The sequence below is a fragment of the Aeromonas sp. 602396 genome (assembly GCF_049173735.1).
GTDB classification, from domain to species: Bacteria; Pseudomonadota; Gammaproteobacteria; order Enterobacterales; family Aeromonadaceae; genus Aeromonas; species Aeromonas veronii_A.
This window is the reverse complement of sequence record NZ_JAAKSD010000001.1, coordinates 775,849-797,669: the sequence shown is the minus strand read 5'-3', so window position 1 is coordinate 797,669 and position 21,821 is coordinate 775,849. Positions and strand designations below refer to the sequence as shown.

The window sequence follows — 21,821 nt, the reverse complement described above, 5'->3', positions numbered from 1 at the left end:
CATCAGGGCGTGAGCCTGCTCACACATTTACCCGAGCTTGCTCCCTACAATGGCCGCCCAATTGGCCTTTGAGGACACACTATGCATCCCCGTTTTGCCAAGCCATTCGATACCCTCTCTGCCCCGCTCAAAGCAGCCGTGCAGCCCATGCTGGATAGTGCCGACTTCAACGCCCGCTTCACGCCGGAGCAAGTCGCCACCCTGAAAGCCGCCACAGGTCTCGATGATCGCGCCCTGCGCCTCGCCCTGTTGCCGCTGGCCGCCGCCTGCTCGGTCGCGCCCATCTCCAAATTTTACGTCGGTGCCATCGCCTGCGGCCTGAGTGGCACCTGGTACTTCGGTGCCAACATGGAGTTTGCGGGGCAAGGTCTGTTCCACTCGGTGCACGCCGAGCAGTCCGCCATCTCCAACGCCTGGCTGGGTGGCGAGACCGGGATATCTGAAATCACCGTCAACTACACCCCTTGCGGCCACTGCCGTCAGTTTATGAACGAGCTGAGTACCGCCAAGATCCTGAAAGTCTCTCTGCCCGATGACCTGAGTGCCCTGCAATCCTTCCTGCCCCACTCGTTTGGCCCGGCGGATCTCGACATCACGGATGCGCTGATGAGCCCGCAGGATCACGCAGAGCTTCAGCTTCAAAGCGAAGACCCGCTGTGGCAGGCCGCGCTGGCCGCCGCCCGTCAAAGCTACGCCCCCTACAGCCAGGGCTATGCCGCGGTAGCGCTGCAGTTTGCCGATGGCCGCATCTTCTCTGGCCGCTACGCCGAGAACGCCGCCTTCAACCCCAGCCTGCCTCCGATGCAGATGGCCTGCGCCCATGCGGTGCTTAACGGCGAAGATCTCGCCACCATCCGCCGCGCCGTGCTGCTGGAGAATAAAAACGGCCAGATCAGCCAGCGTGACTCCGCCCAGTCCACCCTCAAGGCGCTGGGCTCGGTCGAGCTGGAGTATCAGGCGGTTTGATCCCGGCTTTGTGTCGATATTTGTGTCGATAAACGAAAGCCCCCGCACCTTGGTGCGGGGGCTTTTTACTTGGCCGTTTAATCGGGGGCAGCCCTCCACCTCACTGCTTGGCGCGGTTGATCACCCCGTCTAACAGATTACTGATCAGACAGGTTTCAGCCGCGCAGTGAAGTGGCGCAGCAGCGGCGGCTCGTAGTCAAAGGTGAGCCCGCGAATGTCGCTGGCCCGCGCTTTCACCGCGATCAGGCAGTCGGCCACATAGTCCATATGATCCCGGGTGTAGACCCGCCGCGGAATGGTGAGGCGCAGCAGCTCAAAATCCGCCGCCTCCTGCTTGCCGGTTGCGGGATCGCGCCCGAGCAGCAGGGAGCCGATCTCCACACCGCGCACGCCCCCTTCCAGATAGAGCTCGCAGGCGAGTGCATGGGCGGGGAACTGCTCGGCTGGAATATGGGGCAGCAGCTTTTTGGCATCCACAAACACCGCATGGCCGCCGGTGGGGGTCTGGATGGGGATACCCGCCTCGGCCAGCCGCTCACCGAGATAAGCCACCTGACTGATGCGATAGGTGAGATACTCCTCATCCATCCCCTCGCGCAGGCCGATGGCCAGCGCTGCCATATCCCGCCCGGCAAGCCCGCCGTAGGTGACAAACCCCTCCATCGCCACACAGCGCACCTGCACCGCACGAAACAGGTCGAGATCTTCCTTGAAGCAACAGAGCCCGCCGATATTGACCAGCCCGTCCTTCTTGGCCGACATGGTGAAGATGTCCCCCAGCGCAAACATCTGGCGCACTATCTCCTTGATGCTGCGCTTGGCATAGGCCGGATCCCGCTCCTTGATAAACCAGGCGTTCTCGGCAAAGCGGGCAGCATCGATCACCACCGGAATATGGTGGCGACGGGCCAGCTCGGAGACCGCCTCCATATTGGCCATGGAGACCGGCTGACCGCCGGCGCTGTTGCAGGTCACCGTGATGATGATGCCGGCCACGTTGTCGGCCCCCAGGGTCTCGATGGTGTCGCTCAGACGAGGGAGATCAAAATCCCCCTTCCAGGCGTAGGGGGCCGTGGTGTCGAGGGCTTTCGGGGTGAGCAGGTTGATGGCCCGCGCGCCAGCCAACTCCACGTGAGCCTTGGTGGTGTCGAAGTGGTAGTTGGAGATAAAGACCGGCGCCTTGCCCTTACAGCGCTTGACCAGCTCGGGGAAGAGGATCTGCTCGGCCCCGCGCCCCTGGTGGGTGGGCATCACATGCTGGTAGCCAAAGATCTCGCGCACCGTGCGCTCCAGCTCGACGAAGTTGCGGCTGCCCGCATAGGCTTCGTCCCCCATCATGATGCCGGCCCACTGGCGATCGGACATGGCACCGGTGCCGCTGTCGGTCAGCAGATCGATATAGACATCCTCGGCCAGCAGCAGGAAGGGGTTCCAGCCAGCGGCCTCGAGGGCAGCGCGACGCTCGGCGCCAGTGGTCTGTTTGATGGGCTCGACCATCTTGATACGAAACGGCTCGGGTATACGACGCATAAAAGACTCCTCACCGGCGCAAGGCCAGTGTGTTTGAAATTGGAATTGGTAAAGAGGCCGGGGCGATCAGGGTCGTCCGGCTGACAAATTCAAACGGCGGGTGCCGCCAATCAGCGGTGAGGAAAGTCGAAAGTGAGAATGGGATCCCGGGTATACCAGTGGGCGAGCAGGCAAGCTGCCCGGGGCGTAGCTGTCATGATTGGCATCACTCCCCTCCATATCGGTTGTAGACAGTCGGTGGCCAACAAGATCCATTGATGGATGCTGCCAACGGGCAGCCTCGCCACGTTAACGGCTGGTTAATTGGCAAACAAGGAGTGCACTGACGGGCTGTGCGCCCGCTCACAAAGTGGGCATCTGCGCGTCAAACTGGCAGTGAGGTTGATCCGTCCACGCCCCCGGTTCGTTATTCTCCCTAACCACACGCCACATCCCCCATCAGCCAGGGCCGTAAGCCATCATGCATCGCAAACCCCATCTGCCCGAGAAGATCTGCCCCGTCTGCCAGCGCCCCTTCAGCTGGCGGCGCAAGTGGGCGCGCAGCTGGGAGGAGGTTCGCTACTGCAGCGAACGCTGTCGCCACGCTCGTCACTGCAGCTGCCAACATAACGGGGAGCCAGTGTGATGGAGCTGCGCCTGATTCTCGGCGATCAGCTGAACGCCGCTCACAGCTGGTTTCGCACGCCAGATCCAGCGGTCTGCTACCTGATGGCGGAGCTGCGCCAAGAGACCGACTACTGCCGCCACCACCGTCAGAAGGTGCTGGCCTTCTTTGCCGCCATGCGCGCCTTCGCGGCGGCCCTTGGCAAGGCGGGCCACCGAGTCTGTTACCTGACTCTTGATGAGAGTGCCCGCTGGCCCGACTTGCCCGGCTTGCTGGAGGCTCAGCTCGAAGCACATCAGGCCGACAGCTTCGCCTGGCAGAGCCCGGATGAGTGGCGCCTCGCCAGCCAGTTGAAAAGCTGGGCGACGGGCCTTGCCATCCCTGCTACCGAGGTGGAGAGCGAACATTTTCTCACTCCCCGCGATGGCTGGCAGCGCTATCCCCATAGCCGGATGGAGTTCTTCTACCGCGCCCTGCGAAAGCAATACCAAGTGCTGCTCGATGAGTGCGGCCAACCCCTTGGCGGGCGCTGGAATTTTGATGACGAGAATCGCGCCAAGCTGCCGGCGAGCCAGCCCATCCCGGCGCCCCTCACCTTTGCCAACGAGGTGAGCGAAATTGACGCCATGCTGACCCGCCACGGGGTCAGCACCATCGGTAAGGCGGATGTCAGCAAGCTGCCGTGGCCTATCACAAGACGCCAGAGTCGCGAGCTGCTGGCCCATTTTCTGGCCCACTGCCTGCCCCACTTTGGCCGCTATCAGGATGCCCTGAGCGAGCGGGGCTGGAGCCTGTTTCACAGCCGCCTGTCGTTTTCCCTCAACAGCAAGATGCTTCATCCGCTTGAGGTGATCCGGGCCGCCGAAGCCCACTGGCAGGCCAATCAGGGCACCATCACGTTGGCGCAGGTGGAGGGGTTTATCCGCCAGATCCTCGGCTGGCGCGAGTTTGTCCGCGCCCTCTACTGGGAAAAGATGCCCGACTACAAGCAGACCAATTTTCTCGAGGCCAACCGGCCGCTGCCCGGTTTCTTCTGGAGCGGCGAAACCAGGATGGCCTGCGTGCGTCACGCCATTCGCCAGTCTCTTGAGCACGGTTACGCCCACCATATCCAGCGGCTGATGGTGACCGGTAACTTTGCCCTGCTGGCGGGGATCGATCCTGACGAGGTGGATCAGTGGTATCTCGGTATCTATGTGGATGCCATCGAGTGGGTGGAGCTGCCCAACACCCGCGGCATGAGCCAGTTTGCCGATGGCGGCCTGATGGGCAGCAAGCCCTACTCCAGTAGCGGCGCCTATCTCGAGCGGATGGGCCACTACTGCAAGGGGTGCCACTATCAGGTGAAAGCCCGCCACGGCGATGGGAGCTGCCCCTTCAACAGCCTCTACTGGCACTTTCTCTGGCGCAATCGGGACAAACTTGGCGGCAATCCCCGCCTCGCCCTCCCCTATGCCAACTGGGATGGCCAAGCCGCAGCGCAGCAGCAGGCCATTCTGGCCACTGCGGAGCACTACCTGATCAAGCTGGAGCAGTTGTAAGCGGGCCATGTCCCCTGGCACATTCACACTGACAACAGCGCAGCGATTTACGCTGGCAATCAGGCTCACCATCGCACCAAACACCAGCTTGTGACAGGCAAGCAGACGGAGATCCCAATCCTGCGCAGAGCGGTTGAATATCCTGTGGCGGCTGATTATGGTGGTGGCCACATCAGGAGATCAGTCAAGGAAAGACGATATGGAGATAGTGGTTCTCGGTGGCGGCGTGATAGGGGTAACCAGCGCCTGGTATCTGGCCAAAGCGGGTCACAAGGTGACCCTGCTGGAGCGACAAGGTGGCGTCGCCCTTGAAACCAGCCATGCCAACGCCGGGCAGATATCCCCGGGTTATGCGGCCCCCTGGGCGGCCCCCGGCATTCCCCTCAAGGCCGCCAAGTGGATGCTGCAAAAGCATGCCCCCTTCACTGTGCGCCCCACTGCCGACCCCTTCCAGCTACGCTGGATGCTCAGAATGCTCGCCAACTGCACCCCGACCGCCTATGCCACCAACAAGGGGCGCATGGTGCGTCTGGCCGAATACAGCCGCGACTGCATGAAGCTGCTGCGTGATGAGCTGAACATCGATTACGAAGGGCGCCAGCTCGGCACCCTGCAGCTGTTTCGCAGCCAATCCCAGCTCGATGCCAGTCAGCGCGATATCGAGGTGCTGGAGGAGTATGGCGTCCCCTACCAGTCGCTCGATGCCAGCGGCTGCGAAGCGGCAGAGCCTGCGCTGGCACGGGTGCGCGGAAAAATCGTCGGCGGCTTGCGTCTGCCCGGCGACGAGACCGGCGACTGCTTCCGCTTCACCAAGGCCCTTGCCCTTGAAGCCGAGAAGCTCGGGGTCAAGTTTGTCTTCAACTGCGATATCGACGAGATTGAGCAAGCACGCGGCCGCGCCGTGGCGGTGCGGGCGGGCGAGCAGCGCTATCGCGCCGATGCCATCGTCTGCGCGCTCGGCAGTTATGCCACCGGTTTTCTACGGCCGCTGCTGCGCCCGCTCGGGCTGGAGCTGCCGGTCTATCCGGTCAAGGGCTACTCCCTCACCCTGCCGATGATCAACGCCGAGGCCGCACCGCGCAGCACCGTGCTCGACGAGACCTACAAGGTGGCCATCACCCGTTTTGACGAGCGGATCCGGGTCGGCGGCATGGCGGAGCTGTCGGGCTACAACCTCGCCCTTAATCCCAGACGCCACGACACATTGGCGATGGTGGTGGGCGATCTCTTCCCCGAAGGGGGCGATATCAGCAAAGCTGAATTCTGGACCGGTCTGCGCCCCATGACACCGGACGGTACCCCGCTGGTGGGGCCAAGCCCCATTCCCGGTCTCTGGCTCAATACCGGCCACGGCACCCTGGGCTGGACCATGGCGGCCGGTTCGGGTCAGCTTCTGTGCGATCTCATCAGCGGCAGCGAGCCCGCCATCAGTGATGAGGGGCTCACTCTGGCTCGTTACGGCTAAGCACCTAAGCTGTCGGGCTGTTTCACTCGCCAACTACGCCCAGCAGAGGACGTTCTCAACCGCTTTATTGACAGGCCACCGCCATAAACGGTGGCCTTTTCGTCTGATGTTGACCTTCTCCCTCCCCGCCTACCTGAGCGGTGCTCTGGCTGCCGGTTAATGCAGCAAACGGCACAGAATATTGCGCAATTCGACTTGCGCAAGCCGCCACAATCCGTAATGTGGATAGACGCATTTTTCGCAGCGCATATTTTTTAAATGGCCTGTAAACCGCTTGTAAACAGGCGCCGCCAGACAAGGGGTTACGGGTGTCACCACGAGTTTCTTTAGCAGCAATCCAGGGTAGGACAATATGAAAAAAGTAGGTTTGGTCGGTTGGCGTGGCATGGTGGGATCGGTTCTGATGAGCCGGATGCAGGAAGAGCAGGATTTCGCCCATATTCAACCCACATTCTTCACCACCTCCCAGGCCGGTGAGGCCGCGCCCAACTTCGGCGTCGATGCCGGTACTCTGCAGGACGCCTTCGATATCGAGGCGCTGGCCAAGCAGGATATCATCATCACAGCCCAAGGCGGCGACTACACCAAGGATGTTTATCCGCGCCTGAAAGCCGCCGGCTGGCTGGGTTACTGGATTGACGCCGCCTCCTCCCTGCGGATGGAGAAAGATGCCGTCATCATTCTGGATCCGGTCAACGGCGACGTCATCGAGCAGGCCCTGAACGATGGCATCAAGACCTTCGTCGGCGGCAACTGCACCGTCAGCCTGATGCTGCTGGCCCTCGGCGGCCTGTTCAAGGCCGATCTGGTGGAGTGGGTAAGCGTAGCCACCTATCAGGCCGCCTCCGGTGGCGGTGCCCGTCATATGCGCGAGCTGGTCACCCAGATGGGGATGCTGCGCGACGAAGTGGCGGTCGAGCTGGCGGATCCCGCCTCCGCCATCCTCGACATCGAGCGCAAGATCACCGAGAAGACCCGCTCCGGCACCCTGCCGGTCGACAACTTCGGCGTGCCGCTGGCCGGTGGCCTTATCCCCTGGATCGACACCAAGCTCGACAACGGCCAGAGCCGCGAAGAGTGGAAGGGTCAGGCCGAGACCAACAAGATTTTGGGTATCGAGAATGCCGTCATTCCGGTGGATGGTCTGTGCGTGCGGATCGGCGCCCTGCGCTGCCACAGCCAGGCGTTCACCATCAAGCTGAAAAAGGATGTGCCGCTGGCGGAGATCGAAGCGCTGCTGGCTGCCCACAACGACTGGGTGAAAGTGATCCCCAACGATCGCGACATCACCGCCCGCGAGCTGACTCCGGCGGCCGTCACCGGTACCCTCAGCATTCCAGTTGGTCGTCTGCGCAAGCTCAATATGGGCCCGGAGTATCTGGCCGCTTTTACCGTGGGTGACCAGCTGCTGTGGGGCGCCGCCGAGCCGCTGCGCCGCATGCTGCGTATCCTGCTGGCGCGCTAATCCGCTACAGCAGCAGAGACAACAAGGGCGGGGAGTCACACTCCCCGCCCTTTTTCATTGCCTGTTTTCGTGACCCGTTTAGCGGGTTTGCAGCCTTGCGCTCACGCTTGCCGTTACTTGAGCAGGATTCGCTGGCACCCGCTGTAGATCTCGGCCCGCCCGAGGCGGCAAAAGCCCACCAGGGTGAGCCCCGTCTGCTCGGCCCGCTCGACCGCAAGCTCGGTGGCGGCGGAGATGGCGAGCAAGATCTCGACCCCGGCGCTGGCGCACTTTTGTACCATCTCGAAACTGGCGCGGCTGGTCACCAGAATGGCGCCGTCACGGCGACCCGTGCGGCACAGATGGCCCACCAGCTTGTCCAGCGCAATATGGCGCCCCACATCCTCGCGGATGGAGAGAATGTTGCCTTCCCCGTCCAGATGCACCGCCGCATGGGTGGCGCCGGTGCGCTGGCCCAGCAGCTGGAGCGGGCGCAGCGCGCTCAATACCTTATCGATATGGCCCACCGCCAGACGCTGACTATCGGGCAAGCTTGGCTGGGTGCGGATCACCTGCTCCAGACTCTCGCTGCCGCAGATGCCGCAACCGGTGCGCCCCGCCATGGTGCGCCGCTTCTCTTTGAGGCGGTGAATGCAGCGATTGGCCAGGGTGATATGCAGTTCAATTCCCTGACAGCCATCGATCTGCTCGATGTCGTGGATATCGAGCAGGCTGTCGATGATCCCCTCGGATAGCGAAAACCCGATGGCGAAATCCTCCAGATCGGAGGCCGAGCACATCATCACGCTGTGGGCGATACCGTTGTAGACCAGCGCCACCGGCGTCTCGGAGGGGAGCGCCATTTCGCTGTCGCAGGTCAGTGCATCGGCGCGGTAGTGCACCACCTCGCGGTGGATGGCGCAGCGGGCCAGCTCGTTCTGTTCGCTCGATTCTCTCTGCTCACTCCGCATCTCAAGCTCTATGGCCTCTCTCATGGTGCGACCCCGTCAATGATCTCGGGATCTCTGGCCGAAATGCCGAGCCGCTTCATTTTCGAAAGCAAGGTGGTGCGCTTCATGCCGAGGCGGTTGGCTGCCCCCCGTTCGCCAGCGACTATGCCGTTGCAGTCGCGCAGGGCGGCGATGATCGCCTCGCGCTCATCAATCGGCCCCTCCTCGGCAAAGAGCGGCGTGGCGGGCTCGTCATAGACCAGGGTCTCAATCTTGTGGTAACCCTTGAGCGGCATCAGCTCATCGGGCGAGAGGTTGAGCACATGGCCGCGGGTCATCACCACGGCGCGCTCGATGACGTTCTCCAGCTCGCGAATATTGCCGTACCAGGGCAGCGACACCAGCATCTTCATCGCATCGGCGGGGATGGAGGTGATGGTGCGGCGCATCCGCTTGGCGATCTTCTTGATAAAGAAATTGACCAGCAGCGGAATATCCTCGCGCCGCTCGCGCAGGGGCGGCAGCTCGATGGGAAAGACGTTGAGGCGGTAGTAGAGATCGCTTCGAAAGCGCTTGTTCTTGACCATGGAGAGCAGATCGCAGTTGGTGGCGGCCACCAGCCGCACATCCACTGCTATTGGGTTGCTGTTACCCACCCGCTCCAGCTCGTGCTCCTGCAATACCCGCAACAGTTTGGGCTGCAAGTCCAGCGGCATATCCCCCACTTCATCGAGGAACAGGGTCCCCTTGTGGGCCCGCTCGAAGCGGCCGATGCGCTGGGTCAGGGCGCCGGTAAAGGCCCCCTTCTCATGGCCAAAGAGATCGCTCTCGATAAGGCCGGTCGGGATGGCGGCGCAGTTCACCTTCACCATCTCGTGATCGTGGCGGGCACTCAGGGCGTGAATGGCCTGGGCGATCAGCTCCTTGCCGGTGCCGGTCTCGCCGAGGATCAGCACGGTACTGTCGCTCTCGGCCACCAGCCGCACCTTCTCCAGCACACTCTCCATCACCGCGCTCTGGTAGATGATGTGGGGGAACTCCCCCTGCATCTGCGGCTCGTTGATGCGAATGGTCTTCTCTTTGGCACCGTTGGTGTTGGAGATCTCCTGCTGCGCCTGCACGTTGTTCATGGCAATCGCCGTGCGCGCCGCCACCTGCTCCAGCAAGGAGATATCGATATCGGCAAAGAAGTCGGCGTTGGGGTGCGAGAGGATCAACACCCCCAGCAGATTGCCCCGATAACGCAGCGGCAAAATGCAGGAGCTGTCGGCCTCGGGCGGCAGGATCTGGGAGGTAAAACGGCAGCGATTGCTGCAGCCGTGGCCGTGTTCGCGATAGACAAAAAACGGCTCGCTGTGGCCAAGGGCCCCCTGCAGACACTTCTTTTCAAAACAGGAGTGATCGATGATGCCCGGCTGATCGCTCTGGTGCTGATTGACCAGATAGCTCTTGAAGCTGTCGGAGGTAGCGTTGTACTCCGCCAGACACAAACTGCTGATGCCAAAGTGGTGGTGCAGGATGGTAAACAGGCTCTTGGGCAACTCGGCGATACGCACCAGTTTGATCACTGCGTTGGTCACATCCACCAGAATTTTGCAGCTGTCGCGCTCAAGGCGCAGGGAGTTGGCCTGCTCCAGGGTGCGCTCCTTGTCGAGCACGTTCTCCAGCGCAATGGCGATAATGGCCGCCAGCTGGGTCAGCTTGGCCAGGGTCTCCATGGTGAAGCTGTCGAGCTGGGTGTTGATAAACTCGACCCCGCCAAGGTGGCTGCGGGCGGTGGTGATGGGGAGCTGGCAGTAGGAGCGCAGCCCCCCGTAGACCCCTTCGCGATCCAGCGCCGGGCAGCGATTCTCAAAGCGGGCGGCAGCGAGAATGATGGCCTGTTCCGGGGTCTCTTTGGCAGGACGGGGGGAGAGGTGCAGCTCTGCCTTGGGGCAGACCAGATGCTTTGGGCCGGAATGTCCCATGAAGTAGAAGATGGCCTCCTCGTCCGCACCCATGTTGAGGATCAGGTTGACCCGGGTCACGCCGCCGAAGCTGGCATCTATCTTGTTGAGTTTGTGGATAAAATCATCGAGCGTCACGGCCGACAGGAGGGATTTGGAGAGCAGGAGGAAACCGTCGTCCCAGATGGGAGAGATCTCGTCCAGGGGGATGGCACTCACATTTAGCATTGCGGCCTCACGTTATATCGATTTAGTCACCAGTCAGGCTGTCCATGCCATCGCATCACGACAAGCACCCGTCACCAAAATAAATAGCCGCAGCCCGTAAAAACGGCTGCCAATAAGAAAAGCGGTGACGAAAATTGTCGCATGTTGCAATTCCAGAGTTGTTATTAACGAACGACAACAAAAAGTAACATCGTTATCGGGGGATATATTGGAATGGCGACTCATCATAGATGAGCTCAAATTTCATTACAATCCGATTTAATATATCTGATGGCCATATTTAACCGGTTATTTCATCAGTTCTTGATCTCAATTAAGGCGCCTGAAAAGTGGGCCGCCGTCAACTGTCAGATCTGCCCTTTCCTCTTCGCTGGCTGCGGGTTTCGAGATGGCGTTTGCTGCCCATCCATCGGCAATTTACGAGGTGATGATCCGGCTGTGGCAGCACTTCAGGCCACCGAAGATAAAGAGGGCCGACAAGCTCTGGAAGGCCATCAGCAGCCAGCTGGCGTTGTCGGCAAGCTCGGCGGTGACGCTCTGATGCGTGAGGTAGACCAGCAGGGTGATCACCCCCAGCAGCAGGCCGTTGATCAAGGTGGTGGAGATAAACCCGATCAGCCAGGCACTGGAAATACTCAAAGCAGAAAATACGCTGCTCATGGCGAGCCGTGCCGCCATAAAACAGCCGAAAAAACCGAAGCCGAGCAGAAATATCATCTCGTCGCGCCAAATATAGCAACCTATTCCCAGCAATATCGCCGCCAGATAGGTGCCAATATAGAAAAGTCCGAATAAGCGACCAATTTCATGTTGCATCATTTACTCCCCTTTTTTTGGGTAATAAAAGGGTGCCCGACTCGATAAATCCGAGTCGGGTTCCCTTATTTGTGCAGAACCTCGTTTTTAGGGCGATCAGCCCTTGGCTGCGCTGCGCAATTTCGCCTTGAGCGCGCTGTATTCAGTCTGGACGTACACTTCCGCCTCAGGCTGATTGTCGATGCGCTCGATCTTCACCGCGCAATACTTGTACTCCGGCGTGTGGGAGACGGGATCGACGTGCTCGATGGTGAGCTCGTTGCAGGCCCCGATCCACCACTGGTAGGTCATGTAGACCACCCCGGCGTTGACCCGGTCGTTGTAGTTGGCGCGGGTGATCACCTTGCCACGGCGCGACGAGATCCAGACCAGCGCCTGATCCTTCACCCCAAGCTTTTTGGCATCGCTCGGGTGGATCTGCACATAGCCCGGCTCATCGGCCAGGGTCTGCAGCGCCGAGCAGTTGCCGGTCATGGAGCGGCAGGAGTAGTGACCCACCTCGCGCACGGTGGAGAGCACCAGCGGGTACTCGGCACAGGGCTGCTCCAGCGGCGGCCGCCACTCGGAGGCAATCAGCTGACCCTTGCCGCTCGGGGTGGTGAACACATTTCCCTCGAACAGGGTGCTGGTGCCCGGGTGATCCTCGGTCGGGCAAGGCCACTGCACGCTCTTGAGATCGGCCATCTTGTCGTAGCTGACCCCGGCGTAGAGCGGGCAGAGCGCACGCATCTCGTCCCAGATCTCTTCGGTGTTGTGGTACTCCATGGGATAACCCATGGCGGTCGCCATCAACGAGAAGATGGCCCAGTCCGGTTTCACGTTCTCGGGGGGCGTCACCGCCTTGTAGAAGCGCTGGAAGCCGCGATCAGCCGAGCTGTAGACCCCTTCATGCTCGCCCCAGCTGGTGGCGGGCAGAATGACGTCGGCCATCTCGGCGGTCTGGGTCATGAAGATATCCTGCACGATCACCAGCTCCATCCCCGCCAGAGTGCGACGGAACTGACCGAGATCTGCCTCGGTCTGAGCCGGATCTTCACCAAAGATGTAGAAGGCCTTGCACTTGCCCTCCTCCACCTTGTGGCCAAGCTCGGTCAGGCGATAGCCGGGTTTCTGGGACAGAGACTCCACGCCCCACGCCTTGGCGAACTTGGCGCTGATGGCGGGATCGGCCACCGACTGATAACCCGGGAACTGGTGGGGCAGCATCCCCATATCACAGGTGCCCTGCACGTTGTTCTGACCACGTACCGGCCCGCAGCCGGTGCCGCGGCGACCGAAGTTGCCGGTCAGCAGCGCCAGACCCGCCAGCCCCTTGACCACGTCCACCGCCTGACCGTACTGGGTCACCCCCATGCCCCACAGGATCATGGACGCAGGCGACTCGGCATAGGTGCGAATGGCGGCGCGGATATCGGCGGCTTTGAGGCCAGTGATACCTTCGACATATTCCGGGGTGTACTTGGCCACCGTCGCCTTGAAGGTCTCGAACCCTTCGGTGTAGTTGGCGACAAAGGCCTTGTTATAGAGCCCTTCATTGATCAACACGTTGGCGAAGGCGTTCACCAGCGCCATGTTGGAACCGTTTTTGAGCGGCAGCCACTGATCGGCGATACGGGCGGTCTCCACCATGCGGGGATCACACACAATCACCTTGGCCCCGTTTGCCTTCGCCTTGAGGATATGGCGAGCGACGATGGGGTGAGAGTCAGCAGCGTTGTAACCAAACACCAGCAGGCACTTGGTCTCTTGAATTTCGAGAATGGCGTTGCTCATGGCGCCGTTGCCTACAGTTGTCTCCAGACCGGAGACTGAGGGTGCGTGTCACACCCTCGCGCAGTGGTCGACGTTGTTCGTCCCAATCACCGCACGGGCAAATTTCTGCATCACATAGTTGGCTTCATTGCCGGGGCCACGGGCAGAGCCGGTGGTCATGATGGCGTCCGGGCCATATTTCGCCTTGATGGCAGCCAGACGGCTGCTGGCGAACTCGATCGCTTCGTCCCAGGAGACAGCCTCGAACTTGCCACCGCGCTCGCGGCGGATCATCGGGCTCTTGAGACGGGGGGTCAGCAGGTTGGTGTCGTTCAAAAAATCCCAACCGTAATAGCCCTTGAGGCAGAGCTGCCCCTCGTTGGTCCGGCCGTTGGCGCCTTCGGCCCCCACCACCTTGTCGTTTTCAACCAGCAGGTTGATTTTGCAACCGGTGCCGCAATAGGGGCACACGGTAATGACTTTTTTCATGACTCACACTCTTGTTTGTTAACGAAAAACGGCTCGGCAAGCCCGCTCACACCCGCGCCGGCATCGCCAGCAGTGCCTCGGCACTGGCCAGCTGCTTCTGCCGGTTCAGGGTTTCAAGATGCTCCGGCGTGACCAGCCGCAGCGCCTGGGTCGGACACACCTCGACACAGGCCGGGCCCGCCTCGCGGTGACGGCAGAGATCGCACTTGAGCGCCTGCGCCTTGGTCTGCGGACGCTTGAAGAGCGAATCGGCAGCGGGGGCCACCTCTTTGAGCACCACCGCCATGGCGCCGTAAGGACAGGCCACCACGCAGGACTTGCAGCCGATGCAGCGCTCCTGCAACACCTTGACGCAGCCATCCTCGCTGACGATGGCATTGTTCGGGCAGGCCATGGCGCACGGCTTGTCTTCACACTGGCGGCAGAGCACCGGCGTGGTCACCTTGCTGCCCACGATCACCTTCAGGCGCGGCTGAAAGTAGCTGTCCTTGGAGACCAGATGTCCATCCTCGATGGCAAGATGCAGGCCGCCCTCCCGCTCAAGGGTCCCGCTGCAAGACCCTGACTGGTGTGAAACGGCGCAGGCCACCTCACAGGTACGACACCCAATACAGAGACTGGGATCTGCAATCACGAAGCTGTTCATAGAGAGGGATCCTAAATGGTTCGTTACACCGGGCCGCCCGCCGACAGGCAAAGAGGCGGCCAGCCCCCACAAAGCATTTATCAGACCAAAACGGGCCAAGGGTGCGATAAAAAATCACAAGCAACTGAAAATAAAAGAGTAATCAGAAAGAAAATCGTGCTGATTGCCACCTCTGACGAGGGTGACGACGGGGTGGGAAGTGTGATCGACACGACAAAAGTGACGAGCTCGACACCGGCTGACCAGCCTATGCCCCAACCGCGTGGCGGAGCCGTTCAAAGGCGTTTGCAGCCAGGATCGGCCGCCCCAAACCGGGCAAGCGGAGCAACGACATCCGGGGAGAAAAACCATACCAAGGGCCAAAAATGGGCTGTACAGCACGCAAAAATGGCTTGGAGCGGCGGCCAAGTTGTTTGGTTTTTCTATCGAGCGGGCAGGCAATCATCAAGTCAAACCGAACAAAAATGGGCCACTTATTGACTGATTTGTTGAGCCAGAGCCGGTTTTAGGCCCCTGCCCCTTCAGTTTTCTATCCCTCCGGTTAATATGTGCCAGTTGGCAACCAGCTCCGCTGGGAGTCGTTTCCATGCAGACGTGAGATATAAGATGAGTGAGCTAAGCCATTTGGGGACATTATTTGATCGGGTAACATATTTACAAAATATGCTGATTGCACAAGCAACAGGCAGTGTTGGTGATAATGCCGATTACCAAGTTATTAGAACTGAATTGCTTGGTAATCCAACAATAGCAACGATGACCCCACGATGTGTTAAAACTAATCGCAACCTTGATCAATTCTGGCAGTTCATAAAATATGAGTATGGAACCTATGCTGACCGTAGGCAATATCTATGGAAAGAGTTTGACCAACTACTTGAGTACTTAGAACAAGGTGAAACACACCCAGCTCAACAATCCATATCCGATGTTTTACAAAATTTTGATTCCGCCAGCATCCATCATGCATGGACTAAAGCTCTAGAGAGAAAAGTTAGAGATCCTGAAGGTGCAATTACAATTTCACGTACAATATTAGAAAGCGTATGTAAACATGTTTTAGAAGAACTTGGTGTTGATTATAACTCCTCGTCAATTGAACTGTCTGAATTGTATAAACTTACAGCGAAAGAGTTAAACATGGCTCCAGAGCAGCATAATGAACCAATATTCAAACAAATTTTGGGTGGGTGCTCTGGGATAGTTAATGGCTTGGGTACATTACGCAATAAATTAGGTGACGCTCATGGGCATGGTAAGCATCCCGTTAAACCACAAGCAAGACATGCTGAACTTGCTGTAAATTTAGCTGGAGCAATGTCGTTATTTTTAATCTCAACATATGAGGAAAATAACCGCAAAAAATAGTGACGTAGAGTGATGTATGCACATCGCATTGTACCTAGGCGCTTACGCATTAAAATAGCGGTGCAATTCACTTCGTTCATTGCACCCTACGATTACATTTTAATGGAGTCAGATTTGATGAATATTCAAATCCATAATGAACATAAAGATGACATATTCAATGTACTTGTTGATAACCTTAGACAATTTAACTTTGATAAAATGGGTGAGGAGCGCTCCCAACCTTTAATTGTTGCCATTCATGATGATAATGACGAAGTTGTTGGTGGCATTGCCGGACGTACTATTTATCATCAACTGTTGATCGAGGTGCTTTGGGTACACAATGACAAGAGAGGACAGGGGCTTGGCATTCAATTAATGGAGATTGCTGAACGCGAGGCAAAAAAACGGGGATGTATCGCTGCTCAAGTCGACACCCTCTCATTTCAGGCACCCAAATTTTATGAAAAAATGGGATTTAAAATAGTCGGTAAAGTGAGCGGCGTTAACAATAGTCCTGACCGCTACTTTTTATTGAAGCACTATCATGGAGAGTAATAATTACCGTAGGGTGCAATAAGCGCAGCACATTGCACCTCTTGCTTCTTTCAATATTTGGTGCAATTCACTTCGTTCATTGCACCCTACATTTACCCCACCCAAATAAAGACCCCATTGCTACCCAGCGCCCTCCCCTTTGCCGTCCTGCCAGCAATTAATTAGTCACTATTTTATCGTCTGTTTATCACTCAGCTCGGTAAAAAATAGTGGCCAAACCACTTCCCCAGATAAAACAAACGGTTGCCCGCAGAGCGCATGAATATTTCAATCAACGGCCAATTAATAACCTTACTCAAAAGGACGTTTTGATTATTTATACCTGAGCATGAACCCGCAGAGTGTGTGTCATTATAAGCTTAACGACAGATGAACAGACTGTGTCCCATGAAACGCATCTTTATATCCGATTAGCTCCCTTCCCATCGCAATCCTTTGATTTCCCCCGATGTTGTATCCACACATACCTGATGTGTTCGGGGCGATCTGCTGTGGCAAACGTGTAAACATCAAACTGACAAGATGAACTCATGAACTGTGATAAACAACAAGCCATGTCCGGCGTCATGCTGGCGGCGATTGGCGTAGTCTATGGCGATATCGGCACCAGCCCGCTCTATACCTTGCGCGAGTGCCTGTCAGGTCAATTCGGGTTCGGCGTCGAGCCGGCCTCCATTCTCGGCTTTCTCTCGCTGATCTTCTGGCTGCTGATCCTGGTGGTGTCGGTCAAGTACCTCTCCTTTGTGATGCGGGCCGACAACGCCGGCGAGGGTGGCATTCTCACCCTGATGTCGCTGGCGACCCGCAACGCCTCCACCCGCTGGACACCGCTGCTGATCATCCTCGGCCTGATTGGCGGCAGCTTCTTCTATGGCGAGGTGGTGATCACTCCGGCGATGTCGGTGATGTCGGCCATCGAGGGTCTGAGCATTCTCACCCCCGCCCTCGACCCCTATATCGTCACTCTCTCGGTGCTGGTGCTGACCCTGCTGTTTGCCATCCAGAAACATGGCACCGCCATGGTGGGCAAGCTGTTTGCCCCCATCATGCTGATCTGGTTTATGACGCTGGCGGTGCTGGGGCTGCGCGGCATCATCCACAACCCCGAGGTGCTGGGTGCGCTCAACCCCATCTGGGCGGTGCGCTTCTTTGTCCAGTACCAGACCACCTCCTTCTTTGCCCTCGGCGCCGTGGTGCTGGCCATCACAGGGGTGGAGGCGCTCTACGCGGATATGGGCCACTTTGGCAAAAATCCAATCCGCCTCGCCTGGTTTATCGTAGTGCTGCCCTCGCTGGTGCTCAACTACTTCGGTCAGGGTGCGCTGCTGCTGAGTAACCCCGCCGCCATTGCCAACCCCTTCTTCCTGCTCGCGCCGAAATGGGCGCTGGTGCCGCTGCTGCTGCTGGCAACCATGGCGACGGTGATCGCCTCGCAGGCGGTGATCTCCGGGGTCTTTTCGCTGACCCGGCAGGCGGTACGGCTAGGTTATCTATCCCCCATTCGCATCGTTCATACCTCCGAGCAGGAGTCCGGCCAGATCTATATTCCGGTCATCAACTGGATGCTCTATATCTCGGTGGTGATCGTCATCATGAGCTTCGAGCACTCCAGCAATCTGGCGGCGGCCTACGGCATCGCGGTGACCGGCACCATGGTGCTCACCTCCATCCTCTCCTGCTCGGTGGCCAAGAACAGCTGGCACTGGAACAAGTATCTGGTGGCCATCCTGTTTGCCGCGCTGCTCTGTATCGACGTGCCGCTCTTTGCCGCCAACCTCGCCAAGATCTTCTCCGGCGGCTGGCTGCCGCTCACTCTGGGCGCGGTGATGTTCACCGTGATGACCAGCTGGAAGAGCGAGCGTTTCCAGCTTATTCGCCGCCTGAACGAGCACGGCAACTCCCTTGAGCCGATGATCGCCTCGCTGGAAAAATCCCCGCCGACCCGGGTGGCGGGCACTGCGGTCTATATGTCACGGGTGGTCAACGTGATCCCCCATGCGCTGCTGCACAACCTCAAGCACAACAAGGTGCTGCACGAGCGGATCATCCTGCTCACCCTGCGGGTGGAGGATGTGCCCTACGTCCACAATGTACGCCGGGTCTGCATCGAGCAGCTATCTCCCACCTTCTGGCGGGTGGTGGCAAGCTACGGCTGGCGCGAGACCCCGAACGTGGAGGAGATCTTCCACCGCTGCAACGCCGAGGGGCTGAGCTGCCGGATGATGGAGACCTCGTTCTTTATGGCCCACGAGTCGCTCATCATGAAAGACCGCCCCTGGTATCTCTATCTGCGCGGCAAACTCTTTATGCTGCTGCAACGCAACGCCCTGCGTGCGCCGGATCAGTTCGAGATCCCGCCCAACCGGGTCATCGAGCTGGGTTCGCAGGTGGATATCTGATGGCGGGTTGATGGCCTTTTGATGGCATAGAAAACCTCAGCAAATAGAGAGGGAGGCATGGGCCTCCCTCTTCTTTTCCGTTAACCCCGATTACCGCCCCCTCATCCCCGGCCCTTCTCCCGCAAGGGGAGAAGGGGGCAAACCACATCCGCCCCCACAGACATCCCACCGTAGGGTGCAACAAGCGCAGCGCCGTGCACCACGAACATATGGCTGACCTCCCCCCTCATCCCCAGCCCTTCTCCCGCGAGGGGAGAAGGGAGCAAAACCACGGCGACCCCCACAGACATCCCACCGTAGGGTGCAACAAGCGCAGCGCCGTGCACCACGAACATATTTTGATAGCGGTGCAATTCACTGCGTTCATTGCACCCTACTCATGCTGCATTTTCCAAGGTGACGAACCCTCCCGGCGGCTTCGTCACAAGTGACGAACGTCACGATTCGACAGTAAGACAAGGCCTCGACACCCGTCGGCGCGATTTTTAACATCATTTAAAAACAAACACTTACACTCATCCAATCAAGCAAAACCAATCTGGCCCGTATCTTGCCAACCTGCCCCTACTTTCTCCGTTCGCGACACGACAAGGTAGGCTATGAACCGCTTCGTTATCGCTGACCCCAAGCTTTGTATCGGCTGTGGCACCTGTATGGCGGCCTGCAGCGAGGTACACAAGGCGCAAGGTTTGCAGCAAGCCCCCCGTTTAACCGTTATGCGACACGAGCAGGCGACCATGCCGGTTCAGTGCCGTCACTGTGACGATGCCCCCTGCATCAAGGTGTGCCCGGTCGAGGCAATTCGCCAAACCGGCGATTGCGTGCAACTCAACGAGTCGCTCTGCATCGGCTGCAATCTCTGCGCCGTGGCCTGCCCCTTTGGCGCCATCCAGAGCGGCGGCAGCCGTCCGGTGGCCGTGGCCACCAGTTACGACACCTATATCCCCTGCTCCATCCGCTCCAGCAACCCCTCCACCTCTGCCGGCCTGCGCTGCTTTGGCGAGGATCTACTGAGCTGGGAGCCGGGCGTGCGCAGCATCGCGGTCAAGTGCGACCTGTGCGAGTTTCGCGCCGATGGCCCGGCCTGTGTCGGTGCCTGCCCCTCCCAGGCGCTGAAGCTGGTCAATGACGGCGACACCGAACGCGCCGCCCGTATCCGTCGCCAGCAAGCGGCCGACACCAACCCGCAAGGGGCCTCTGCCTTCTCGGCGCCTGCCACGGCGCTCCCTGCATCCGATTTATCTACCACAGAGGGAGTTCGCTGATGTTGTCCCCCCTTGTAATGGCCACGCTCCTGCTCTTTTTGCTGGGCGCTGCCGCCGGTTTGCTCCTGCAAAAGCTGCCCGCACTGGCCAACCGTCTCAATAGCGGTTTTGCCCTGCTGGGCTCGCTCGCGGGTCTGGTCGCCGCCATCCAGATCTTTGCCCAAGGCGCCCCCGTCGACGGCCAACTCTGGCTGCTGGGCTCGGTTCACCTCGATATGCTCTCCGCGCTGATGCTGCTGGTGATTAGCACCGTCGGCGTCGCCGTCGCCCTCTACTCCTTTGCCTATATCCGCGAATATCAGGGCAAAGGGGATGTGGCCATCGGTGCGCTGATGAACCTCTTCCTGTTTGCCATGGTGGGCATGGTGCTGGCCGACAATGCGCTCGGTTTCTTGCTCTGCTACGAGCTGGTGACCCTCACCACCTACTGGCTGGTCAAGACCAACCCGGATGCCGCCAAACAGAGCCGTCTCTACTTGGTGATGAACCATATCGGCATGGCGCTGGTGCTGATCGCCTTCTGGCTGCTCTGCCGTGAATCTGGCTCGCTGGAGTTCGCCGCGTTGCGTGAGCACCATCTGGCGGGCGGATTGGCCTCGCTGGTGTTCCTGCTCAGCTTCTGCGGCTTTGGCCTGCGCGCCGGTTTTGTGCCGCTGCACGGCTGGCTGCCGGTGGCCGAGCCCGTCGCCCCCTCCCATATCTCGGCGCTGATGTCCGGCGTGATGGTGAAGCTGGGTCTCTTTGGCATTTTGCGGGTCTGCATCGATTTTCTCGGCGCCAGCCAGCTCTGGTGGGGCTATGTGGTACTGATCTTCGGTGCCTGCTCGGCGGTGCTCGGGGTGCTGTTTGCTCTGGCCGAACACGACCTCAAGCGGCTGCTCGCCTACCACACGGTGGAGAACATCGGCATCATCCTGATGGGGATGGGGATCGGCATGATCGGCATCGCCAACCAGCAACCGGCACTGGTGGTGCTGGGGCTGCTCGGCGCCCTCTATCACCTGCTCAACCATGCCATCTTCAAAAGCCTGCTCTTTATGGGCACCGGCTCGGTGATGTTCCGCCTGCACACCCGCGACATGGACAAGATGGGGGGGCTGGCCAAGCTGATGCCCTGGACCGCGCTGGCGTTCCTCATCGGTGCCATGGCCATCTCGGCGCTGCCGCCGCTGAACGGTTTTGTCAGCGAGTGGTTTATCTACCAGTCGCTCCTTTCCATGACCAAACTCGGCACCTCTGTCGTTGCGCCGCTCGCGGTGGTGATGCTGGCGGTGACCGGCGCCATGGCGGTGATGTGTTTCGTCAAGGTGTATGGCATCTGCTTCTGCGGCGCCCCGCGCAGCGAACACGCGAGCCATGCCCGCGAAGTGCCGGGCGCCATGGTGGCTGGCACCCTGCTGCTGGCCGCCGTCTGTCTGGTGCTGGGTCTAGGCGCCCCCTGGATTGCCCCCCATATCGCCAGCTATGGCCAAGCCTTGGTAAGCGGTCAGATGAACGTCGCCACCGGCGCGACCCTGCTGCCGCTCGATAGCAGCCAGGCGATCCTCTCCCCGCCCGTTATCGCCATCACCTTGCTGGGGCTGTTCCTCATCCCGCTGCTGGTACTGGCCATCTTCAAGGGGCCCAAGCTGGGTCGTCGTCACGCTGGCACCCCGTGGGCTTGTGGTTACGCCTACGAGGAGCGCATGAGCCTCACCTCCGGCGGTGTCACCCACACCTTGCGCCAACTCTGCACGCCACTCTATCGCAAGCAACCGCAGCTCGATCTGGCCAGCGCCCTGCACGGGGTGAGCGATACCAGCGGGACAACCGGCTGGTTGCTGCACGGTGTTGTGCTGGCGCTCTTTATCCTGATGGCTGTAGGAGTCTGAT

17 protein-coding genes are annotated in these 21,821 nt (G+C 59.5%); 11 read left to right on the top strand and 6 right to left on the bottom strand.

What is annotated here, in order from left to right:
- The first annotated feature begins 81 nt into the window (after positions 1 to 81).
- Positions 82 to 966 (top strand): cytidine deaminase, encoded by an 885-nt coding sequence (cdd, locus tag G5229_RS03425; protein ID WP_115522309.1) that lies wholly within the window; start codon positions 82 to 84, stop codon positions 964 to 966.
- A 144-nt stretch (positions 967 to 1,110) separates the two neighbouring features.
- On the opposite strand, the gene G5229_RS03420 is transcribed toward cdd, so the two are convergent.
- Complete coding sequence (locus tag G5229_RS03420) at positions 1,111 to 2,496, bottom strand: tryptophanase (RefSeq protein ID WP_421208461.1); 1,386 nt, start codon at positions 2,494 to 2,496, stop codon at positions 1,111 to 1,113.
- A gap of 460 nt (positions 2,497 to 2,956) precedes the next feature.
- On the opposite strand from G5229_RS03420, the gene G5229_RS03415 reads away from it, so the two are divergent.
- The 4 genes from G5229_RS03415 (at position 2,957) to asd (ending at position 7,571) form a co-directional block, all read left to right on the top strand.
- Complete coding sequence (locus G5229_RS03415; protein WP_082035409.1) at positions 2,957 to 3,121, top strand: DUF2256 domain-containing protein; 165 nt, start codon at positions 2,957 to 2,959, stop codon at positions 3,119 to 3,121.
- Positions 3,121 to 4,641 (top strand): cryptochrome/photolyase family protein, encoded by a 1,521-nt coding sequence (locus tag G5229_RS03410; protein WP_421208459.1) that lies wholly within the window; start codon positions 3,121 to 3,123, stop codon positions 4,639 to 4,641. Before G5229_RS03415 ends, G5229_RS03410 begins: the two co-directional genes overlap by 1 nt.
- 157 nt (positions 4,642 to 4,798) lie before the next feature.
- Positions 4,799 to 6,106 carry a D-amino acid dehydrogenase gene (locus G5229_RS03405; RefSeq protein ID WP_324255549.1) on the top strand — a complete coding sequence of 436 codons (1,308 nt, stop codon included), beginning with the start codon at positions 4,799 to 4,801 and terminating at the stop codon, positions 6,104 to 6,106.
- Positions 6,107 to 6,458: 352 nt separating this feature from the next.
- Positions 6,459 to 7,571, top strand: a complete 1,113-nt coding sequence (asd, locus tag G5229_RS03400; protein ID WP_236367308.1) for an aspartate-semialdehyde dehydrogenase — start codon at positions 6,459 to 6,461, stop codon at positions 7,569 to 7,571.
- A gap of 113 nt (positions 7,572 to 7,684) precedes the next feature.
- On the opposite strand, the gene fdhD is transcribed toward asd, so the two are convergent.
- The 5 genes from fdhD to G5229_RS03375 all read right to left on the bottom strand — a co-directional run bounded on the left by fdhD (position 7,685) and on the right by G5229_RS03375 (position 14,377).
- Complete coding sequence (fdhD, locus tag G5229_RS03395; RefSeq protein ID WP_421208457.1) at positions 7,685 to 8,521, bottom strand: formate dehydrogenase accessory sulfurtransferase FdhD; 837 nt, start codon at positions 8,519 to 8,521, stop codon at positions 7,685 to 7,687.
- A gap of 20 nt (positions 8,522 to 8,541) precedes the next feature.
- Positions 8,542 to 10,674, bottom strand: coding sequence for a sigma 54-interacting transcriptional regulator (locus G5229_RS03390; RefSeq protein WP_421208455.1), 2,133 nt, complete (start codon positions 10,672 to 10,674; stop codon positions 8,542 to 8,544).
- A gap of 417 nt (positions 10,675 to 11,091) precedes the next feature.
- Positions 11,092 to 11,490 carry a hypothetical protein gene (locus G5229_RS03385; RefSeq protein WP_005351584.1) on the bottom strand — a complete coding sequence of 133 codons (399 nt, stop codon included), beginning with the start codon at positions 11,488 to 11,490 and terminating at the stop codon, positions 11,092 to 11,094.
- Between the two features lie 96 nt (positions 11,491 to 11,586).
- On the bottom strand, positions 11,587 to 13,731 hold the full coding sequence (fdhF, locus tag G5229_RS03380; protein WP_421208453.1) for a formate dehydrogenase subunit alpha: 2,145 nt from the start codon (positions 13,729 to 13,731) through the stop codon (positions 11,587 to 11,589).
- A 46-nt stretch (positions 13,732 to 13,777) separates the two neighbouring features.
- The gene (locus G5229_RS03375) at positions 13,778 to 14,377 is read right to left on the bottom strand and encodes a 4Fe-4S binding protein (protein ID WP_040065709.1); all 600 of its coding nucleotides are present in this window, start codon (positions 14,375 to 14,377) and stop codon (positions 13,778 to 13,780) included.
- A gap of 15 nt (positions 14,378 to 14,392) precedes the next feature.
- On the opposite strand from G5229_RS03375, the gene G5229_RS03370 reads away from it, so the two are divergent.
- From G5229_RS03370 to hyfB, 6 genes are all read left to right on the top strand, one after another.
- Positions 14,393 to 14,857 carry a hypothetical protein gene (locus tag G5229_RS03370; protein ID WP_421208451.1) on the top strand — a complete coding sequence of 155 codons (465 nt, stop codon included), beginning with the start codon at positions 14,393 to 14,395 and terminating at the stop codon, positions 14,855 to 14,857.
- 126 nt (positions 14,858 to 14,983) lie between these two features.
- Positions 14,984 to 15,745: an abortive infection family protein gene (locus G5229_RS03365; RefSeq protein WP_421208449.1), complete on the top strand. Its 762-nt coding sequence runs from the start codon at positions 14,984 to 14,986 to the stop codon at positions 15,743 to 15,745.
- A gap of 117 nt (positions 15,746 to 15,862) precedes the next feature.
- Positions 15,863 to 16,285 carry a GNAT family N-acetyltransferase gene (locus G5229_RS03360; protein WP_421208448.1) on the top strand — a complete coding sequence of 141 codons (423 nt, stop codon included), beginning with the start codon at positions 15,863 to 15,865 and terminating at the stop codon, positions 16,283 to 16,285.
- Between the two features lie 530 nt (positions 16,286 to 16,815).
- Complete coding sequence (kup, locus tag G5229_RS03355) at positions 16,816 to 18,684, top strand: low affinity potassium transporter Kup (protein ID WP_104014706.1); 1,869 nt, start codon at positions 16,816 to 16,818, stop codon at positions 18,682 to 18,684.
- Between the two features lie 599 nt (positions 18,685 to 19,283).
- Positions 19,284 to 19,949, top strand: a complete 666-nt coding sequence (locus tag G5229_RS03350) for a 4Fe-4S dicluster domain-containing protein (protein WP_005351526.1) — start codon at positions 19,284 to 19,286, stop codon at positions 19,947 to 19,949.
- The gene (gene hyfB, locus G5229_RS03345; RefSeq protein WP_421208445.1) at positions 19,949 to 21,820 is read left to right on the top strand and encodes a hydrogenase 4 subunit B; all 1,872 of its coding nucleotides are present in this window, start codon (positions 19,949 to 19,951) and stop codon (positions 21,818 to 21,820) included. Before G5229_RS03350 ends, hyfB begins: the two co-directional genes overlap by 1 nt.
- Position 21,821: the final 1 nt, after the last annotated feature.

Bases quoted from the DNA above. Each gene is read 5' to 3' on its own strand.
- G5229_RS03370 (WP_421208451.1), top strand. From the start codon at position 14,393: ATGGTTCGTTACACCGGGCCGCCCGCCGACAGGCAAAGAGGCGGCCAG.
- cdd (WP_115522309.1), top strand. From the start codon at position 82: ATGCATCCCCGTTTTGCCAAGCCATTCGATACCCTCTCTGCCCCGCTC.
- asd (WP_236367308.1), top strand. From the start codon at position 6,459: ATGAAAAAAGTAGGTTTGGTCGGTTGGCGTGGCATGGTGGGATCGGTT.
- G5229_RS03365 (WP_421208449.1), top strand. From the start codon at position 14,984: ATGAGTGAGCTAAGCCATTTGGGGACATTATTTGATCGGGTAACATAT.
- G5229_RS03375 (WP_040065709.1), bottom strand. From the start codon at position 14,377: ATGAACAGCTTCGTGATTGCAGATCCCAGTCTCTGTATTGGGTGTCGT.
- G5229_RS03360 (WP_421208448.1), top strand. From the start codon at position 15,863: ATGAATATTCAAATCCATAATGAACATAAAGATGACATATTCAATGTA.
- G5229_RS03420 (WP_421208461.1), bottom strand. From the start codon at position 2,496: ATGCGTCGTATACCCGAGCCGTTTCGTATCAAGATGGTCGAGCCCATC.
- G5229_RS03415 (WP_082035409.1), top strand. From the start codon at position 2,957: ATGCATCGCAAACCCCATCTGCCCGAGAAGATCTGCCCCGTCTGCCAG.
- G5229_RS03390 (WP_421208455.1), bottom strand. From the start codon at position 10,674: ATGCTAAATGTGAGTGCCATCCCCCTGGACGAGATCTCTCCCATCTGG.
- G5229_RS03410 (WP_421208459.1), top strand. From the start codon at position 3,121: ATGGAGCTGCGCCTGATTCTCGGCGATCAGCTGAACGCCGCTCACAGC.
- G5229_RS03405 (WP_324255549.1), top strand. From the start codon at position 4,799: ATGGTGGTGGCCACATCAGGAGATCAGTCAAGGAAAGACGATATGGAG.
- fdhD (WP_421208457.1), bottom strand. From the start codon at position 8,521: ATGCGGAGTGAGCAGAGAGAATCGAGCGAACAGAACGAGCTGGCCCGC.
- G5229_RS03350 (WP_005351526.1), top strand. From the start codon at position 19,284: ATGAACCGCTTCGTTATCGCTGACCCCAAGCTTTGTATCGGCTGTGGC.
- hyfB (WP_421208445.1), top strand. From the start codon at position 19,949: ATGTTGTCCCCCCTTGTAATGGCCACGCTCCTGCTCTTTTTGCTGGGC.
- kup (WP_104014706.1), top strand. From the start codon at position 16,816: ATGAACTGTGATAAACAACAAGCCATGTCCGGCGTCATGCTGGCGGCG.
- G5229_RS03385 (WP_005351584.1), bottom strand. From the start codon at position 11,490: ATGCAACATGAAATTGGTCGCTTATTCGGACTTTTCTATATTGGCACC.